Below are 16111 nucleotides of genomic sequence, written 5' to 3' on the forward strand. Positions count from 1 at the left end.
TGTTCCCTGGTCATCTGGCCCTGCGCACTGTGCGTTAGGTGGGGCGCATGGACAGCGCGCGCCCCTCCGCGCGGAGCCTGTTACGAGGAGTACATACACCATGAAGATCCCAACGCGCCCTCTTGCCATTGGCGCATCCGTTCTCGCTCTCGCGACGCTGACCGCTTGCGTGGCGCCTCAGCCGGTCTACCAGACTGCGCGCTATCCCTATCAGCCGCCGACCTATCCGGTGAGCCAGTCCCCCTACGTGGAATACGGCCACGTTGCCAACATCGAAGTCATCCGCAGCCAGACCCCAGGTGCCGGCACCACGGGCGGCGGTGCCGTGGCCGGTGGCGTCATCGGGGGCGTGGTTGGCAACCAGTTCGGTCATGGCAGCGGGCGAGCCGCTGCTACCGCCCTCGGCGTGATCGGCGGTGCCCTGCTGGGCAACACCGTGGAGGCGAATGCGAACGCGCCGCGCGTGTACGAGAGCTACCGCGTCTCGATCCAGACCGATAGCGGCGCCTACCGTTCCTTCGACGTGCCGAGTCCGGGTGATCTCCGCATTGGCGATCGCGTGCGCATCGATGGCGGGCAGATCTCCCGCTTCTGAGCGAAGTGCCAAGGTCGCCAACGCGCCAGGCACCGGCTGAAAAACAAAACCCCGCGTTCCCAGGAACGTGGGGTTTGCGTCGCCCGGCTGAAGCCGACTGGCGCCGAGCAGAGCGAACCGGGCCGAAGCCCGGTTTTTTTCGGTCCTGGGCGCTGATTCAGGAGTTGCCGGAGAGCAGCCCGTTGGTGCGCGCGTGGTGCAGCGCCTGGGTACGGCTCTTCACACCGAGCCGGCGGAACAGTCGCCACAGATGCACCTTCACCGTGTGCTCGCTGATGTCCAGCTCAGTGGCGATGTCGCGGTTGCTCATACCCTGGTCGAGCATGGCGATCAGCTGGGTCTGGCGCTTGGACAGCTTGTTGTTGGTGGCGGTGACCGGCTCCTCGGCCTCGGAGTCGGCCAGCAGCAGCCCGCGCAACGCGGCAGTGAGTTCGGCCGAGCTGGCCGACTTCTCGATGTAGGTGTCGGCGCCTGCCTCGATGCAGGCCTCTTCCATGTCGGCCGCCGGCGAGGCGGAGTACACCGCCACCGGCACGTCGGGGTAGATCTTCTTGACGGCGATCACGCCGGACACCCCCGTCACGTCCGGGAGTTTCAGATCCAGGCAGAACAGGCCCGGCTCGCCGTGCTGCTTGACCGCGTTGGCCAGCTTGTCCAGCCTGTCCAGCTCCACGATGGTCTCGGCCGGCCGCAGGCGCCGCAGCACCATCACGATGGCGTCACGCATCAAGGGATGATCGTCGATGACATAGATACTCATAGTCTTTTCTCACTGTAAGCGCCATGGGCGCCGGCTTGGCCGGTCACTGGTCGTAGCGCGAAATATCCCTTAACTCTTATCGCCCGCCTCGGCGGCCGCCAGCGCCTCCAGCGCGTCCGTCGCCGCACGAAATGTTGCATTGTCGACGGGTTCGAGCTGTGCAGCGAACAGGGTCAATGCCGCGCCGCGCTCGGCCCGCAGCTTGGCGATCGCCCTGCCAGCCTCCTGCGGTGAAGCGAAACCCAGGCTTTGTAACAGTTGTGAACCGCTCTCGTCGAGCAGCTTGAAGTAGTAGAGCCCGTCTTTTTCGCGGTATTGCTTGAAAGCCGGGCGTGCTGCCTTGGCGGCCTTGGGCGCGGCGGCCTTCTCCCGGCCGGCCCCGAGGTTGCGCAGCCCGACGGCGTGGCGCAGCTCGACCATCAAGGGGCGCGAGATGGCGCGGGCCTTCTCGGCGCCGGCCAGAAGGATCTTCTCGATACGGGCCGGGTCGTTGACGAGGGCGTCGTAGGCTTGGCGCAGCGGTCCGATCTCGCGATCGATGCGCTCGAAGAGCAGTTGCTTGGCATCGCCCCAGGCGATGCCGTCGGCATAGGCGCGGCGCAGCGCCTCGGTCTCGTCCGCATCGGCGAAGGCCTGGTAGATCTGGAACAGGGCCGAGCCCTCGGTTTCCTTCGGCTCGCCGGGGGCCCGCGAGTCGGTCACGATGCCGGCGATCAGCTTCTGAAGCTGCGCACGCGAGGCAAAGAGCGGGATCGTGTTGTCGTAGCTCTTGCTCATCTTGCGGCCGTCCAGGCCGGGCAGGGTGGCCACCGCTTCGTCGATCTCCGCCTCGGGCAGTGTGAAGTGCTCGCCGTAGAGGTGGTTGAAGCGCTGCGCCATGTCGCGCGCCATCTCGATGTGCTGCACCTGGTCGCGGCCCACCGGCACCTTGTGGGCATTGAACATCAGGATGTCGGCGCCCATCAGCACCGGGTACATGAAAAGGCCCGCGCTCACGTCGGCGTCCGGGTCCTCGCCGCGGGCGATGCTCTTGTCCATCTGGGCCTTGTAGGCATGGGCCCGGTTGAGCAGGCCCTTGGCCGTCACGCAGGTGAGGAACCAGGTCAGCTCGGGGATCTCGGGGATGTCCGACTGGCGGTAGAAGGTCACGCGCTCCGGGTCCAGCCCGCAGGCCAGCCAAGTGGCGGCGATTTCCAGCGTGGAACGCTGGATGCGCGCGGGCTCGTCGACCTTGATGAGGGCGTGGTAGTCGGCCAGGAAGTAGAAGCTCTGGACGTGGGCCTGGCGGCTGAAGCGCACCGAGTGGCGCACCGAGCCGACGTAGTTGCCCAGGTGCGGCGTGCCGCTGGTGGTGATGCCGGTGAGAAAGCGTACGGGGGTGGGGGAGGAGCTTGCCATGGGGGAAAAGGACTCAGCGCAGCAGCGAAATCACGGGCGAGATCAACAGGTTGATGGCCTGGTAGCCGAAGGCCATGAGCGGGCTCAGCCACCAGGTACTGACGATGCCGGCGATGACCAGGCCCATCACGATGAAGAAGCCGTAGGGTTCGATGCGCGCCAGGATTTCCTGCGCGCCGCCGCGTGGCAGCAGGCCGGCCAGCACCCGGCCGCCGTCGAGCGGGGGCAGCGGGAACAGGTTGAAGGCCCACATCACGAGGTTGACCAGCACGCCGCCGCGTGCCATTTCAAGGAAGAAGGTTTCCTCGACGCCGGAAGCGCGCAGGATCACGAAGAGCAGCGCCCACAGGATCGCCTGGATGAAGTTGGACGCCGGCCCCGCCAGCGCGACCCAGATCATGTCGCGCTTCGGGTGGCGCAGGCGGGCGAAGTTGACCGGCACCGGCTTGGCATAGCCGAACAGGAAGGCGCCGGACGTGGCGAAGTACAGCAGCAGCGGCATCAGGATGGTGCCGACCGGGTCGATGTGCTTGGCCGGGTTGAGCGTCACGCGGCCCATCATCCAGGCTGTCTGGTCGCCCAGGTAGCGTGCCACGTAGCCGTGGGCCGCCTCGTGCACCGTGATGGCGAAGACCACGGGCAGCGCGTAGATCAATACTTTGAGGATCAGGTTCTGGATATCCACCGAACGATTGTCTCAGACCGCTACAGGCGCCCGGTGCGACGAAGGTTCACAGGCCCAAGGGCGTGAGCGTGCCGCGCCCCTGACGCACCAGCACTGGGTCGCCGCCGGTGCCCATGGGCGTCAGGTCGACCACGGTGGTCGGTTCCGATGGGCAGGCGCCGCAGGCTATGACGGCGCCGATCTGCTTCTCGTAGCGCTCGCGGATGGCCTGGGCGTCGTTGAGCGCCTCGGTCTCGCCGGGCGGGATGAGGGTGGTGGCCAGGAGCGGCTCGCCGTGCAGCATCAGCAGCTCGCCCAACACCTTGTGGTCGGGCACGCGCAGGCCGATGGTCTTGCGCTGCGGGTGGCTGACGCGCCGGGGCACCTCCTTGGTGGCTTCCAGCAGGAAGGTGTAGGGGCCCGGCGTCGCGGCTTTCAGCAGGCGGTACTGCTTGTTGTCCACCCGGGCGTAGCTGGCCACTTCACTCAGGTCGCGGCACAGCAGTGTGAGATGGTGCTTCTCGTCGACCTGGCGGATGCGGCGCAGCTGGTCGATGGCGTCCTTGTCGTCCAGGTGGCAGGCCAGGGCGTAGCTGGAATCGGTCGGCACCGCCACGACCTCGCCACGCGCCAGCAGCGCCGCGGCCTGTTTCAGGAGGCGCTGCTGCGGGTTGTCGGGATGAATGTCGAAGAACTGGGCCATGGGGTTCCAAGCAGAATGCGGTGCAGGCGAAGCACAAGCCGTGCATTCTGCCCGGCCGGCGTTGCGATGTTCAGGACTCTGCCGGCTCGATCGGCACGCGGCGCTCGCGCACGGTGAGCCAGGCCCCGGCCGCGCCGCAGACCGCGATCATCGCGATGCCGACCAGGGAGAGCCGGTCCGGCACGTGCGCGAACATCAGCCAGCCGCCCAGCATCGCGAAGGCGATCTGGGCGTAGAAGTAGGGCGTGAGCGTGGAGGCCGGCGCGCGCTGGTAGGCCAGGATCAGGATGAAATGCCCCACCGTGCCCATGAAGCCCATCAGGCACAGCAGCGCCCACCATTGCCAGCCCGGCAGGGCCGTCCAGACGAAGGGCAGGGCCAGCGAGGCCAGCAGGGTGCCGACCCAGCCGGTGTAGAAGTGCATGGTCAGCGGGTTCTCGGTGCGGGTCAGCTTGCTGGTGAGCACCTGGAACCAGGCGTTGGTGAGCACCAGGCCGACCGGCAACAGCACGGCCCAGCTGAGCGCCTCGCCCCCAGGCCGCAGGATGACCAGCGTCCCGGCGAAGCCGCCCGCCACCAGCACCCAGCGCAGCGGCGACACCTGCTCCTTGAGCGTGAGGGCGGCCAGCAGCGTGATGACCAGCGGCGCGATCAGCAAGATCGAGGTGAACTCGGCCAGCGGCATGTAGCGCAGGCTGAAGAATGCGAGCGCACTGGAAATGAGCAGCAGGGCGCCACGCAGGATGTGGTACCGGGGGTGCCGGGTGCGCAGCAGCGTCATCCCGTGCCGCGGCAACAGCACTGCGGTGGTGGCCACGGCCTGGAAGGCATAGCGGAACCACACGGCCATCAGGATCGGCACGCTGGTGGTGGAGAGCTTGCTCGCGGTGTCCAGCGTGGCGAAGCAGGCGGTGGCCAGCACCACCAGGCCGATGCCGGCCAGGACCCGCTCCGATTCGATGTCGCGCGCGCGTTTGCGGGTGGCCAGGCTGCCGGCGGACGTGCTGGGCCCCGTCACAGGATGCGGTCTTGGAGCAATTCCCACACCGGCTCGAGCTGGCCGGGGAGCGGGGGCAACTTGCCCAGGTCGCAATGGCTTTCGCCGGGGCTGTGGAAGTCGCTGCCGCGCGAGGCGGCAAAGCCGAATTCCACGGCCTTGTCGGCGTATTCGACGTACTCGGCCGGCGTATGGCTGCCGGTCACCACCTCGATCGCCCGACCGCCGTGTTCCTTGAACTCGAGGAAAAGGGCGTACTCCTCGTTGGCGGTGAACTTGTAGCGGCCCGGGTGTGCGATCACGGCGAGGCCCCCCGCATCGGTGATCCAGCGGACGGCGTCTTTCAGCGCGGCCCATCGGTGCGGCACGTAGCCCGGCTTGCCCTCGGTGAGGAATTTGCGGAAGACTTCGGAGGTGTCGCGGCAAAGACCCTGCTCGACCAGGAAGCGAGCGAAATGGGTGCGCGAGATGAGTTCGGGGTTGCCCACGTACTTCAGCGCGCCCTCGTAGGCGCCGTGGATGCCGGCCTTGGCCAGACCCTCGGACATCTCCTGGGCCCGGCGGCCGCGGCCGCCGCGGGTATCGTAAAGCCCCTCGCTGATGGCCGCATTGTGCGGATCGAAGCCGAGGCCGACGATGTGCACCGTCTCGCCCGCGAAGGTGACCGAGATCTCGGTGCCGGTGAGGTACTGCATGCCCTGGGCGCGGGCCGCGGCGGCGGCGCGGTGCTGGCCGCCGATTTCGTCATGGTCGGTGAGCGACCAGAGCTCGACGCCGTTGGCGGCCGCGCGGGCGGCCAGTTCCTCGGGCGTCAGCGTGCCGTCGGACACCACGGAGTGGCAGTGCAGGTCGGCGTTCAGGATGGAAGACACGTCCCGGATCTTATTCTTTCTTGGATCGGCTTGCCGGGCGCATGGGGACTGTGCGCTGTGCTATGGAATGAATAGCAGAAAGCACGCGCCGGCGGGTGCTTCCGGCGGTCCTCCTGAAATTGCCGTGGTGGCCGTGCTCCTGGAGGCGGTGTGTCGGTCTTGTGACGACGCGCCCAGGGCTTGCCGTCCGTCACGGCGCCTTCATCCGATCGGGGCAGCATGGCGTTCCCGCCATTCCTCTCCTGGCCATGACGCTGCCCCCCATCCTGAGCGACCACGACGAGTTGATGCAGCGCATCGCCCGAGACCTCATCGACAGCTACGACGAGGAGCTCGAACTCGAGATCGAGGACCGCCATGTCGACGAACTCGACTCGGGCCGTACCCTCGACAAGGCTGCGCGCCGCGCCTACTTCAAGGAGCTGTTCCGCCTGCAGGGCGAATTGGTCAAGCTGCAGGACTGGGTGCAGCACACGCGCCAGAAGGTGGTGATCCTGTTCGAGGGCCGCGACGCGGCGGGCAAGGGCGGGGTGATCAAGCGCATCACCCAGCGGCTCAATCCACGCGTGGCCCGTGTCGCGGCGCTGCCGGCGCCGAACGACCGCGAGCGCACGCAGTGGTACTTCCAGCGTTATGTGGCGCACCTGCCGGCCGCCGGCGAGATGGTGCTGTTCGACCGCAGCTGGTACAACCGCGCCGGCGTCGAGCGGGTCATGGGCTTTTGCACCGACGACGAATACGAGGAATTCTTCCGCACCGTGCCCGACTTCGAGCGCATGCTGGTGCGTTCGGGCATCAAGCTGATCAAGTACTGGTTCTCTATCACCGACGAGGAGCAGCACATGCGCTTCCTCGGCCGCATCCACGACCCGCTCAAGCAGTGGAAGCTCAGCCCCATGGACCTGGAGTCGCGCCGCCGCTGGGAGGAATACACCAAGGCCAAGGAAACGATGCTGGAGCGTACCCACATCGAGGAAGCGCCCTGGTGGGTGGTGCAGGCGGTGGACAAGAAGAAGGCGCGGCTGAACTGCATCAGCCACCTGCTGGGGCAGTTCCCCTATCAGGAGGTGCCGCATCCGCCGGTCGAGCTGCCGGCCCGGGTGCGCCATGCGGACTACCTGCGCCAGCCGGTGCCGGCCTCGATGTACGTGCCCGAGGTCTACTGACGCTACGAATGCCGCGGGGCGGCCAAGCCTGCGTCGCCCGACCCTGCGTACCCTCGCCGCCGGCCCGGAAGCTGCTAAGGTGCAGGGCCCGTTCCGGTTCCCCGCTCCATGGCTCGTCGCCGTACTTCCACGTCTGCTGCCGCCTCGGCATTCGCCCGCGCCTACCAGCGCGGCATGAACGCGCTCACCAAGGCCACGCTGCGCAGCGGCAAGCGCATCGCCACCCAGGTGCAACGCGCCGCAGCCGAGCAATTCAAGCCGCCCCGCGGCCCGGGTGACTGGCTGCCGGGCCTGGCGCTCGGCCCCGGCGGGGCGCGGCGCTACCACCTGTACCGGCCGCCCGATGTCCCGCGCGGCGAGCGCCTGCCCCTGGTCGTCATGTTGCACGGCTGCGGCCAGACCGGGCGCAACTTCGCCGCCAGCACCCGCATGAACCTGATCGCGGCGCGCGAACGCTTTTTCGTGCTCTATCCGGAGCAGGACCGCCTGGTCCATCCGCAGGGCTGCTGGAACTGGTACGACCGGCGTTCCGGCAAGGCCGATGCCGAGGCCGCCACGCTGATGGCGGCGATCGACCAGGTGTGCATGCTGTATCCGGCGGACCGGGAGCGGGTCGCTGTGGTCGGCCTGTCCGCCGGTGCCGGCATGGCTGCGCTGATGACGACGCGCTATCCGGTGCGCTTCAAGGCCGTCGCCATGCATTCGGGCGTGGCGCCGGGCGCGGCCCGTTCGCCGGCCACTGCGCTCGGTGCCATGCGCGGGCGCCACGTACCGCCGATGCCCACGACCGCGGTCGGCAAGGCCATGGGCGCCGCCGCCGTCTTCACCACCTTGCCGCCCCTGCTGGTGCTGCACGGCGACGCGGACCTGGTGGTCTCGGCCAGCAATGCCATGAGCACGGCTTCGGTCTGGGCCGCCGCCACCAGCGCCAAGCCGGGCATCGAGCGCACCGTGCAGCGCGGCAAGCGCCATCCCATGCGCGTGACCGAGTTCAAGCGCGGTGGCCGCACCTTCGTGATGCTGTGCGAGATCGCCGGCCTGGGCCATGCCTGGAGCGGCGGCGCACCGCGTCAGCCCTTCAGCGACGCCGCCGGCCCCAATGCCTCGCGCTTGATCTGGAGCTTCGTGTCCAGGCAGTTCAAGTCGGCTGCCGCAACCTGATGCCATGACGATCGACTACGACCCCAGCCGCACCGCGCTCTACGCGCCCGAGCGCCACGAGACACTCTTCGAGGCAGGCCGGTCCTTCACCCCGGTTCAGTGGGCCATCGAGGCCGCGCGCCTGGCGTACTTCCGGGCGGAGGCCTCGGAAGACGAACACCGGCGCCTTGCCGATGCCCTGGCACGGGCGGGCTTCGGCGCGCCGACCCTCATCCGGCACGAGGGTACGCACAGCTTTGCCCTGGCCGCGCTGCATGCGGACGGCACGGCGCTGATCGCCTTCCGCGGCACGCAGCCCGACGAGATCCGCGACATCGCCACCAACATGCAGGCCCATCAGGTCGATTGGCCCGAGAGCGGGGGGCGCGTGCATGCCGGTTTCGCTCGCTCGGCGCGCATGCTGATGCCGGCGGTGCTCGAATGGCTGAGGGACGGGGAGGGCGCCGGCCGCCGCGCGCTGATCCTCACCGGTCACAGCCTGGGCGGGGCTCTCGCCACGCTCACGGCCACCGTGCTGCCGCCCACGCAACTGGTCACGCTCGGCGCGCCGCGCGTCGGCAACACGGCCTTCGTGGGCGCGCTGGCCGGCATCGACATGCTGCGCCTGGTCGACGGCTGCGACATCGTCACCCAACTGCCGCCGGCCTTCTCGCTCTATGCCCACGCCGGGCCCACCACCTACATCAGCTGCGATGGCCAGGCCATGCACAACCCGGACGTCGGCTTCATCGAAAGCGACCGCGCGCAAGGCCGCGCCCGCTACGTGATCGACCATGCATGGAAGCCGGGCGCGGTGCTGCTGCGCGACCTGGCGGACCATGCACCGATCAACTACGCACGGGCCTATTTCGAGGTTTCGGGAGCGCTGCCCTAGTGAGGCGGCATCGCGGCGAGCCGCCGTGCCGAATCGGCCAGCCCGCCAAGAATGGTCTGCGCCACCCGATCGGGAAAGCCTTTGGGCAGCATCGCCGAGACCTCGTCGATCACCGCCGTTGTGCGCGTGAGAATCGACTCGATCAGGTCCTCGGCGCCCGGGCCGTACAGGCACTTGCGCGCGGTCTCGTTGAAATGCCGGCGCTGGATGGTCTTGAACTGGTAGTGCTTGTTCTTGCCCAGCACCGCCATGGCCAGCTTCGCCTCGTGGCGGGAAAACTGGTTGGGTCCGTTGCCTTCCACCGGCCAGATCGACATCACGTCGTAGAGCGGCGTGAGGCGCAGGCGGCCTTCGGGCAGCAGCCGGATGCTGAAGTTCTTTGCATGGCCGTCGGGCGCGCCCAGCATCCAGAACAGGATCTGCGCGCTGAGCAGGACGCCCAGGTCCCGCGCCGCGTCGACCGACTGGCGCAGCACGCCCGCCAGCGCGAGCATGCCGGGGCCGCCGTCGGCTTCGTACTTGAGGTGCGAGGGCTGGCCCAGGGCCTGGCAGAAGTCCTCCTGCGGCAGGCGCAAGAGCCAGCGGCCGGAGGAATGCCATTGGCGATCGAAGCGCTCGACGGCCAGTACCTTCTGGCCGCCGAAACGCAGGATCGCGCAGTTCGGGACCGGCAGGCCGTAGGCCCGGAGAATGTTCAGGCACAGCCATTCGTTCTCCACCGAGGTGCTGAAGTCCGCCCTGCGGTGGCCGACCAGCCCGAGCGGCAGCTTGAGGATGTGCGTGGTGGGCGTGGCGCCGTGTGGGCGCAGCCACTGGCCGCCGTGCCAGAGGAGGGCGGTCTTCTCCTGCGCGCCGGCCAGGGAGATGCGCAGTTCGTCTTCGCCGGGGTGCTGCACGCCGGCGGGGCCCGGATCGGTGGTGTGAAGGAGCAACTGCTCGACGTCCTGCTCGGTCAACGGCGTGGCGTCGATGCGCTCGATCCCGGCGGGGGCGTCGTTCTCCCCGAGCAGCTGGATGGCGCCCACGCAGTCGCGCCCGATGGCCTGAAGCAGATCGAAGGTGTCCGCCGACGCGGTGCGGAAGCGCCGGGCGATGCGTTCCCGGATGGGAAGGCTGTCTGGCAGCAGGTTGTCGAAGTAGTTCCTGACGGCATCCCCCTTGTGCGCGGCATGGGCGACGAACGGGAGCGAGAGCGACAGGGGCCGTCCCGTCGTGGAGAGCAGCCAATGCGGGTCGTAGATCAGTTCGTCCTCGCCCCGGCCTGCCATGCGCCAGCTGCCGACGCGCTCGCCGTTGGCCCAGATGGACAATGCGCGCGTGTGCGACCTGCGGCCCATGGCTACCACTCCGGCGGGGATGATTCCCTGGCCACCAGCCCCAGCGCGTCGGAGGCTTCGGTGGAGGGCTTGGGGCCGATCATGATCTCGAGGCCGAGCACGGAGAAGATGTCCAGCAATTGCTCGACGCTCAGCGTGCCGGGGTGAAGCTCCATGTGCGACACCCGGCTCTGGCTGATGCCGAGCCTGGCAGCCAGTTCCTGCTGCGACAGGCCCGCCTCCTTGCGCGCGGCCTTGAGCCAGGGGCTCAGCTGTGAAGAGACCGAAAGAACCTGACGCATCGTGTTACCCACCGAACTGGTATCTGGAGCTTACTTTTAAAACGGGTAAAAATCAATCTACCACTTTTGTGGGTAAAACACAAATTACCCATCTCGCGGGTAACGACATCCAGCCTCGCATGCCTTGTACGCCACCCGGCGTATTTCAGGCGACAGCCATCGCCCGCAGACTCCTCTCCCTCATTTCACACGAGGAGAAAAGTCCCATGCAAAAACGCCGTTTCACCCTCAAGGCGCTCACGGCCGCCGTCGCGCTCGCCAGCCTGCCTGCCGTTTCGGCCTTCGCGGCCGACACCATCAAGGTCGGCGTGCTGCACTCGCTGTCGGGCACCATGGCCATCTCCGAGACCGTGCTCAAGGACACGGTGCTGATGGCCATCGACGAGATCAACGCCAAAGGTGGCGTGATGGGCAAGAAGCTCGAGCCGGTGATCGTCGACCCCGCTTCCAACTGGCCGCTCTTCGCCGAGAAGACCAAGCAGCTGCTGGGCCAGGACAAGGTGTCGGTGATCTTCGGCTGCTGGACCTCGGTGTCGCGCAAGTCGGTGCTGCCGGTCGTCGAGGAAATGAACGGTCTTCTCTTCTACCCCGTGCAGTACGAGGGTGAGGAACTGAGCAAGAACGTCTTCTACACCGGCGCCGCGCCCAACCAGCAGGCCATTCCGGCGGTCGACTACCTGATGAGCAAGGAAGGCGGCGGGGCCAAGCGCTGGGTGCTGCTGGGCACCGACTACGTCTACCCCCGCACCACCAACAAGATCCTGCGCGCCTACCTCAAGAGCAAGGGCGTGAAGGACAGCGACATCGACGAGAAGTACACCCCCTTCGGCCACAGCGACTACCAGACCATCGTCGCCGACGTGAAGAAGTTCTCCCAGGGCGGCAAGACCGCGGTGGTCTCGACCATCAACGGCGACTCCAATGTGCCCTTCTACAAGGAACTGGGCAACGCCGGCCTGAAGGCCAAGGACGTGCCGGTGGTTGCCTTCTCGGTGGGCGAGGAAGAGCTGCGCGGCGTCGACACCAAGCCGCTGGTGGGTCACCTGGCGGCATGGAACTACTTCATGTCCATCAAGAACCCGACCAACACGGCCTTCATCAAGCAGTGGAGCGACTACGCCAAGGCCAAGAACATCGCCGGCCACAAGGACAAGCCGCTGACCAACGACCCGATGGAAGCCACCTACATCGGCGTGCACATGTGGAAGCAGGCGGTCGAGAAGGCCAAGAGCACCGACACCGACAAGGTGATCGCCGCCATGGCCGGCCAGACCTTCACCGCGCCTTCCGGCATCGTCTCGAAGATGGACGAGAAGAACCACCACCTGCACAAGAGCGTGTTCATCGGCGAAGTGCAGGCCGACGGCCAGTTCAAGGTGGTATGGAAGACCCCGGCGCCCGTCAAGGCCAAGCCGTGGAGCCCCTACATCGAAGGCAACGACAAGAAGAAGGACGAGCCGGACGGCAAGTCCAAGCTGTAAGAGGTGGGCGCGCGCATGCTGCTGCAGAGGATTGTTCGAGGATTGTTCGCTGCGGCGGCGGTGCTTTGGGGGGCGCAGGCCGCGGCCCTCACGGCGGACGAAGCGAAGGCGATCGCCTCGGGTGACACCGAGGCGCGGGTGGCCGCGCTGAACCGGGCCGTGACGAATGCCGACGGGAAGACAGCGGCCTTCATCCAGGCCATGGCGGACGACGCCGTACGCTACACCGCGGACCAGGTCTTCGTCGTCAAGGACGCCAAGGGCTACGACCCGGTGACCGGCGCCGAGCTCAAGCTGCCCGACGACGCCGAAGAGGTCATCAACAACAACCTCATGCGCAGCGCGCTCGATGCCGCGCAGGCCGCGCTCAAGCTGTCGAGCCCCGATACCGGCGTGCGTGCCGAAGCGGCGAAGGCCCTGCTGAGCGCGCCCGACGAATCGCGGCTGCCGCTGGTCGAAAAGGCCTTGGCAGCGGAGAGCGATGCCGGCATCAAGGCGACACTGGAACTCGTGCGTGCTGCCAGCATGCTGTCCAGCCCCGACAAGGCGCGCCGCGTCGAGGCCGCCAGGGCGCTGGGCGGCAGCAAGAACCCGGATACCAAGCTGCTCCTCAACCAACGCCTGGGCGAGGAGCAGGACGCGGACGTGAAGTCCGCCATCCACGAATCCATCGCCTCCATCGACGCCTCGCTGGTCTGGGGCGAGCGCATCGGCGCCGTCTTCAGCGGCATCAGTCTCGGCTCGGTGCTGCTGCTGGCCGCGCTGGGCCTGGCCATCACCTACGGGCTGATGGGCGTGATCAACATGGCGCACGGCGAGCTGATGATGATCGGCGCCTACGCCACCTACGTCATGCAGGGCATCTTCCAGCGCTACCTGCCCGAGGCGGTATTCGGCTGGTACCTGGTGGCGGCCATCCCGGTCGCGTTCCTCGCCTCCGCGCTGGTCGGCGCGGTGCTGGAGCGTGGTGTCATCCGCTTCCTCTACGGCCGTCCGCTGGAGACCCTGCTGGCCACCTGGGGGATCAGCCTCATGCTGCAGCAACTCGTGCGCTCGCTCTTCGGCGCGCAGAACGTGGGCGTCGAGAACCCGGCCTGGATGAGCGGCGGCTTCACCATGCTCAGCAACGTGACCCTGCCCTGGAACCGCATCTGCATCATCATCTTCGCGGCCCTGGTGCTGGTGGCCATGGGCTGGCTGATCGGCCGCACGCGCCTGGGCCTGTTCGTGCGCGGGGTCACTCAGAATCGTCCCATCGCCTCCTGCATGGGCGTGAACACGGCGCGCATCGACACCTATGCCTTCGCGCTGGGCTCCGGCATCGCCGGCCTGGCCGGCTGCGCGCTCTCGCAGATCGGCAACGTCGGCCCCGACCTCGGCCAGAGCTATATCGTCGACTCCTTCATGGTGGTCGTGATGGGCGGCGTCGGCCAGCTCGCCGGCACCGTTTACGCGGCCCTGGGCCTGGGCGTGCTCAACAAGTTCATCGAAGGCTGGGCCGGCGCCGTGCTCGCGAAGATCGCGGTGCTGGTCTTCATCATCATCTTCATCCAGAAGCGGCCGCAAGGCATCTTCGCAGTCAAGGGCCGAGAGGTATGACCACCCCCAGCCTCGCCCACTTCGTGTGGCTCTGCACCCCCTCGAGGGGGCAACACCAGCGGCCCGGCGAAGCCGGTTCCGCGGTGTTCCCCGGCTGGGGGACGCGCATGCTTCGATTGCTGTTCCCATGAGTTCTCTTGTTCTTCCTTCCAAGGCGCCGCTGCTCAGCGGCAGGGGCTGGACGGCCTTCTTCGTGGCCCTGATCGCCGTGTGCGCGCTGGCGCCGGTGCTCAACCTCCTGGTGCCCGCCGGCAGCGCGCTGCACATGAGCGACTACGCCGTCGCGCTGGTCGGCAAGATCATGTGCTACGCCATCTGCGCGCTGGCGATGGACCTCATCTGGGGCTACACCGGCATCCTCTCGCTGGGCCATGGCCTCTTCTTCGCGCTGGGCGGCTACATGATGGGCATGTACCTCATGCGGCAGATCGGCCGCGACGGCAACTACAAGAGCGACCTGCCGGACTTCATGGTGTTCCTCGACTGGAAGACGCTGCCCTGGCACTGGACGCTGAGCGACAGCTTCGTCGCCACGCTGATCCTGATCGTCGCGGTGCCGGGCCTGGTGGCCTTCGTCTTCGGCTTCTTCGCCTTCCGCTCGCGCATCAAGGGCGTGTACTTCTCGATCATCACGCAGGCCATGACCTTCGCGGCGATGCTGCTGTTCTTCCGCAACGAGACCGGCTTCGGCGGCAACAACGGCTTCACCGACTTCAAGCGCATTCTGGGCGCGCCGATCGCGACGCAGGAGATGCGCATGACCCTGTTCGCCCTCACCGGGCTGAGCTTGCTGGGCTTCTTCCTGCTGTCGAAATGGCTGATCGCCAGCAAGTTCGGCCGCGTGCTGCAGGCGATCCGCGACGCGGAGTCGCGCGTCATGTTCTCGGGCTACAACCCGCTGCCGTACAAGCTCACCATCTGGGTCGTCTCGGCCGTGATGTGCGGCGTGGCCGGTGCGCTCTACGTGCCGCAGGTGGGCATCATCAACCCCGGCGAGATGAGCGCGGCCAACTCGATCGAGATCGCGATCTGGGCCGCGGTCGGCGGGCGCGCGACTTTGATCGGGCCGATCGTCGGCGCCTTCATCGTCAACGGCGCCAAGAGCTGGCTCACGGTGGCCTATCCCGAATACTGGCTGTACTTCCTGGGCGCGCTGTTCATCGCGGTCACGCTGTTCCTGCCGAACGGCATCGTGGGCCTGGTGAGGAAGCTGGCCAGCCGCAAGAAGCGGGAGAGGCCGGCCGACGAGCCGAGGAAGCGCGCCGTCGCACTGGAGCAGGGCGCCGAGCCGGCCTCGATGCCGGCGGTGCCGGCGGAAGGAGCGCGCGCATGACGCCCGACCTGATGGACGCCGGCGCCGAGCGCCTGGCGCGGCACGAGCACGACGGCATGCCGGGCGAGCGGACCGAATCGGGCGGACGCGCCGCCGGCTACGGCCGGCCGGCGACGCCGGGCGAGGTCGATGTCACGCACGGCCGCATCCTCTACCTGGAAGACGTGAGCGTGAGTTTCGACGGCTTCAAGGCCATCAACAAGCTCTCCCTCGACATTGCACCGGGCGAACTGCGCTGCGTGATCGGCCCCAACGGTGCCGGCAAGACCACGATGATGGACATCATCACCGGCAAGACGCGGCCCGACGAAGGCACGGTGTACTTCGGCAGCACCATCGACCTGCTGCGCCACAAGGAAGCCGAGATCGCGCAGCTGGGCATCGGCCGCAAGTTCCAGAAGCCGACCGTTTTCGAGCAACTCACCGTGTTCGAGAACCTCGAGCTGGCACTCAAGACCGACAAGGGCGTGAAAGCCTCGATGCTCTTCAGCCTGGACTCCGAGCAGTCCGACCGCCTGGCGGAGGTGCTGCACACCATCCACCTGGCCGACAGCGTCTCGCGCATGGCCGGCAACCTGAGCCATGGTCAGAAGCAGTGGCTGGAGATCGGCATGCTGCTGATGCAGGACCCGAAGCTGCTGCTGCTGGACGAGCCCGTGGCCGGCATGACCGACGAAGAGACGGCGCGCACGGCCGAGCTCTTCCTGCACCTCAAGGGCAAGCACTCGCTGATGGTGGTGGAGCACGACATGAGCTTCGTGCGGACCATCTCCGAGATCGTGACGGTGCTCTGCGATGGTTCGGTGCTCGCCCAGGGCACGCTGGACGAAGTGCAGGCGGACGAGCGGGTGATCGAGGTCTATCTCGGGCGCTAGAACGGAAGACACGAC

At 67.3% G+C, this 16111-nt stretch carries 16 protein-coding genes; 8 read left to right on the forward strand and 8 right to left on the reverse strand.

The window, feature by feature from the left end; genetic code table 11:
- The first annotated feature begins 100 nt into the window (after positions 1-100).
- Positions 101-595 carry an outer membrane lipoprotein gene (locus ABEA07_RS05515; RefSeq protein WP_345536411.1) on the forward strand — a complete coding sequence of 165 codons (495 nt, stop codon included), beginning with the start codon at positions 101-103 and terminating at the stop codon, positions 593-595.
- A gap of 157 nt (positions 596-752) precedes the next feature.
- On the opposite strand, the gene ABEA07_RS05520 is transcribed toward ABEA07_RS05515, so the two are convergent.
- The 6 genes from ABEA07_RS05520 to ABEA07_RS05545 form a co-directional block, all read right to left on the reverse strand.
- A complete protein-coding gene (locus tag ABEA07_RS05520) occupies positions 753-1355 on the reverse strand; it encodes a response regulator transcription factor (RefSeq protein ID WP_345536412.1) in 603 nt (200 codons plus the stop codon).
- 69 nt (positions 1356-1424) lie between these two features.
- Positions 1425-2753 carry a tryptophan--tRNA ligase gene (locus tag ABEA07_RS05525; protein ID WP_345536413.1) on the reverse strand — a complete coding sequence of 443 codons (1329 nt, stop codon included), beginning with the start codon at positions 2751-2753 and terminating at the stop codon, positions 1425-1427.
- A 13-nt stretch (positions 2754-2766) separates the two neighbouring features.
- Positions 2767-3438, reverse strand: a complete 672-nt coding sequence (locus ABEA07_RS05530) for a site-2 protease family protein (protein WP_345536414.1) — start codon at positions 3436-3438, stop codon at positions 2767-2769.
- Between the two features lie 46 nt (positions 3439-3484).
- Positions 3485-4120, reverse strand: a complete 636-nt coding sequence (locus ABEA07_RS05535) for an L-threonylcarbamoyladenylate synthase (protein WP_345536416.1) — start codon at positions 4118-4120, stop codon at positions 3485-3487.
- Positions 4121-4190: 70 nt separating this feature from the next.
- Complete coding sequence (locus ABEA07_RS05540) at positions 4191-5159, reverse strand: DMT family transporter (protein WP_425584079.1); 969 nt, start codon at positions 5157-5159, stop codon at positions 4191-4193.
- Positions 5135-5989, reverse strand: coding sequence for a 3',5'-nucleoside bisphosphate phosphatase (locus ABEA07_RS05545; RefSeq protein ID WP_345536417.1), 855 nt, complete (start codon positions 5987-5989; stop codon positions 5135-5137). Before ABEA07_RS05545 ends, ABEA07_RS05540 begins: the two co-directional genes overlap by 25 nt.
- Positions 5990-6237: 248 nt before the next feature.
- Between ABEA07_RS05545 and ppk2 the strand changes: the two genes are divergently transcribed.
- The 3 genes from ppk2 (at position 6238) to ABEA07_RS05560 (ending at position 9190) form a co-directional block, all read left to right on the forward strand.
- Positions 6238-7155, forward strand: coding sequence for a polyphosphate kinase 2 (gene ppk2 / locus ABEA07_RS05550; RefSeq protein ID WP_345536419.1), 918 nt, complete (start codon positions 6238-6240; stop codon positions 7153-7155).
- A gap of 108 nt (positions 7156-7263) precedes the next feature.
- Positions 7264-8316 carry an extracellular catalytic domain type 1 short-chain-length polyhydroxyalkanoate depolymerase gene (locus tag ABEA07_RS05555; protein WP_345536421.1) on the forward strand — a complete coding sequence of 351 codons (1053 nt, stop codon included), beginning with the start codon at positions 7264-7266 and terminating at the stop codon, positions 8314-8316.
- 4 nt (positions 8317-8320) lie between these two features.
- Positions 8321-9190 carry a lipase family protein gene (locus tag ABEA07_RS05560; protein ID WP_345536422.1) on the forward strand — a complete coding sequence of 290 codons (870 nt, stop codon included), beginning with the start codon at positions 8321-8323 and terminating at the stop codon, positions 9188-9190.
- Here the strand turns inward: ABEA07_RS05560 and ABEA07_RS05565 are convergent.
- Positions 9187-10527: a type II toxin-antitoxin system HipA family toxin gene (locus ABEA07_RS05565; protein ID WP_345536423.1), complete on the reverse strand. Its 1341-nt coding sequence runs from the start codon at positions 10525-10527 to the stop codon at positions 9187-9189. The genes ABEA07_RS05560 and ABEA07_RS05565 overlap by 4 nt on opposite strands.
- 2 nt (positions 10528-10529) lie before the next feature.
- Complete coding sequence (locus ABEA07_RS05570) at positions 10530-10808, reverse strand: helix-turn-helix transcriptional regulator (protein WP_345536425.1); 279 nt, start codon at positions 10806-10808, stop codon at positions 10530-10532.
- A 206-nt stretch (positions 10809-11014) separates the two neighbouring features.
- On the opposite strand from ABEA07_RS05570, the gene urtA reads away from it, so the two are divergent.
- The 4 genes from urtA to urtD all read left to right on the forward strand — a co-directional run bounded on the left by urtA (position 11015) and on the right by urtD (position 16096).
- Positions 11015-12289: an urea ABC transporter substrate-binding protein gene (urtA, locus tag ABEA07_RS05575; RefSeq protein ID WP_345536426.1), complete on the forward strand. Its 1275-nt coding sequence runs from the start codon at positions 11015-11017 to the stop codon at positions 12287-12289.
- Positions 12290-12304: 15 nt separating this feature from the next.
- On the forward strand, positions 12305-13888 hold the full coding sequence (gene urtB, locus ABEA07_RS05580; protein WP_345536427.1) for an urea ABC transporter permease subunit UrtB: 1584 nt from the start codon (positions 12305-12307) through the stop codon (positions 13886-13888).
- A 127-nt stretch (positions 13889-14015) separates the two neighbouring features.
- A complete protein-coding gene (gene urtC, locus ABEA07_RS05585) occupies positions 14016-15221 on the forward strand; it encodes an urea ABC transporter permease subunit UrtC (RefSeq protein ID WP_345536428.1) in 1206 nt (401 codons plus the stop codon).
- Entirely contained in the window at positions 15218-16096 is an 879-nt protein-coding gene (urtD, locus tag ABEA07_RS05590) for an urea ABC transporter ATP-binding protein UrtD (protein ID WP_345536430.1), read from the forward strand. Before urtC ends, urtD begins: the two co-directional genes overlap by 4 nt.
- The last annotated feature ends 15 nt before the right edge of the window (positions 16097-16111 follow it).

The organism is Variovorax defluvii (assembly GCF_039541515.1).
In the GTDB taxonomy this organism is placed as follows: Bacteria; Pseudomonadota; Gammaproteobacteria; order Burkholderiales; family Burkholderiaceae_C; genus Variovorax; species Variovorax defluvii.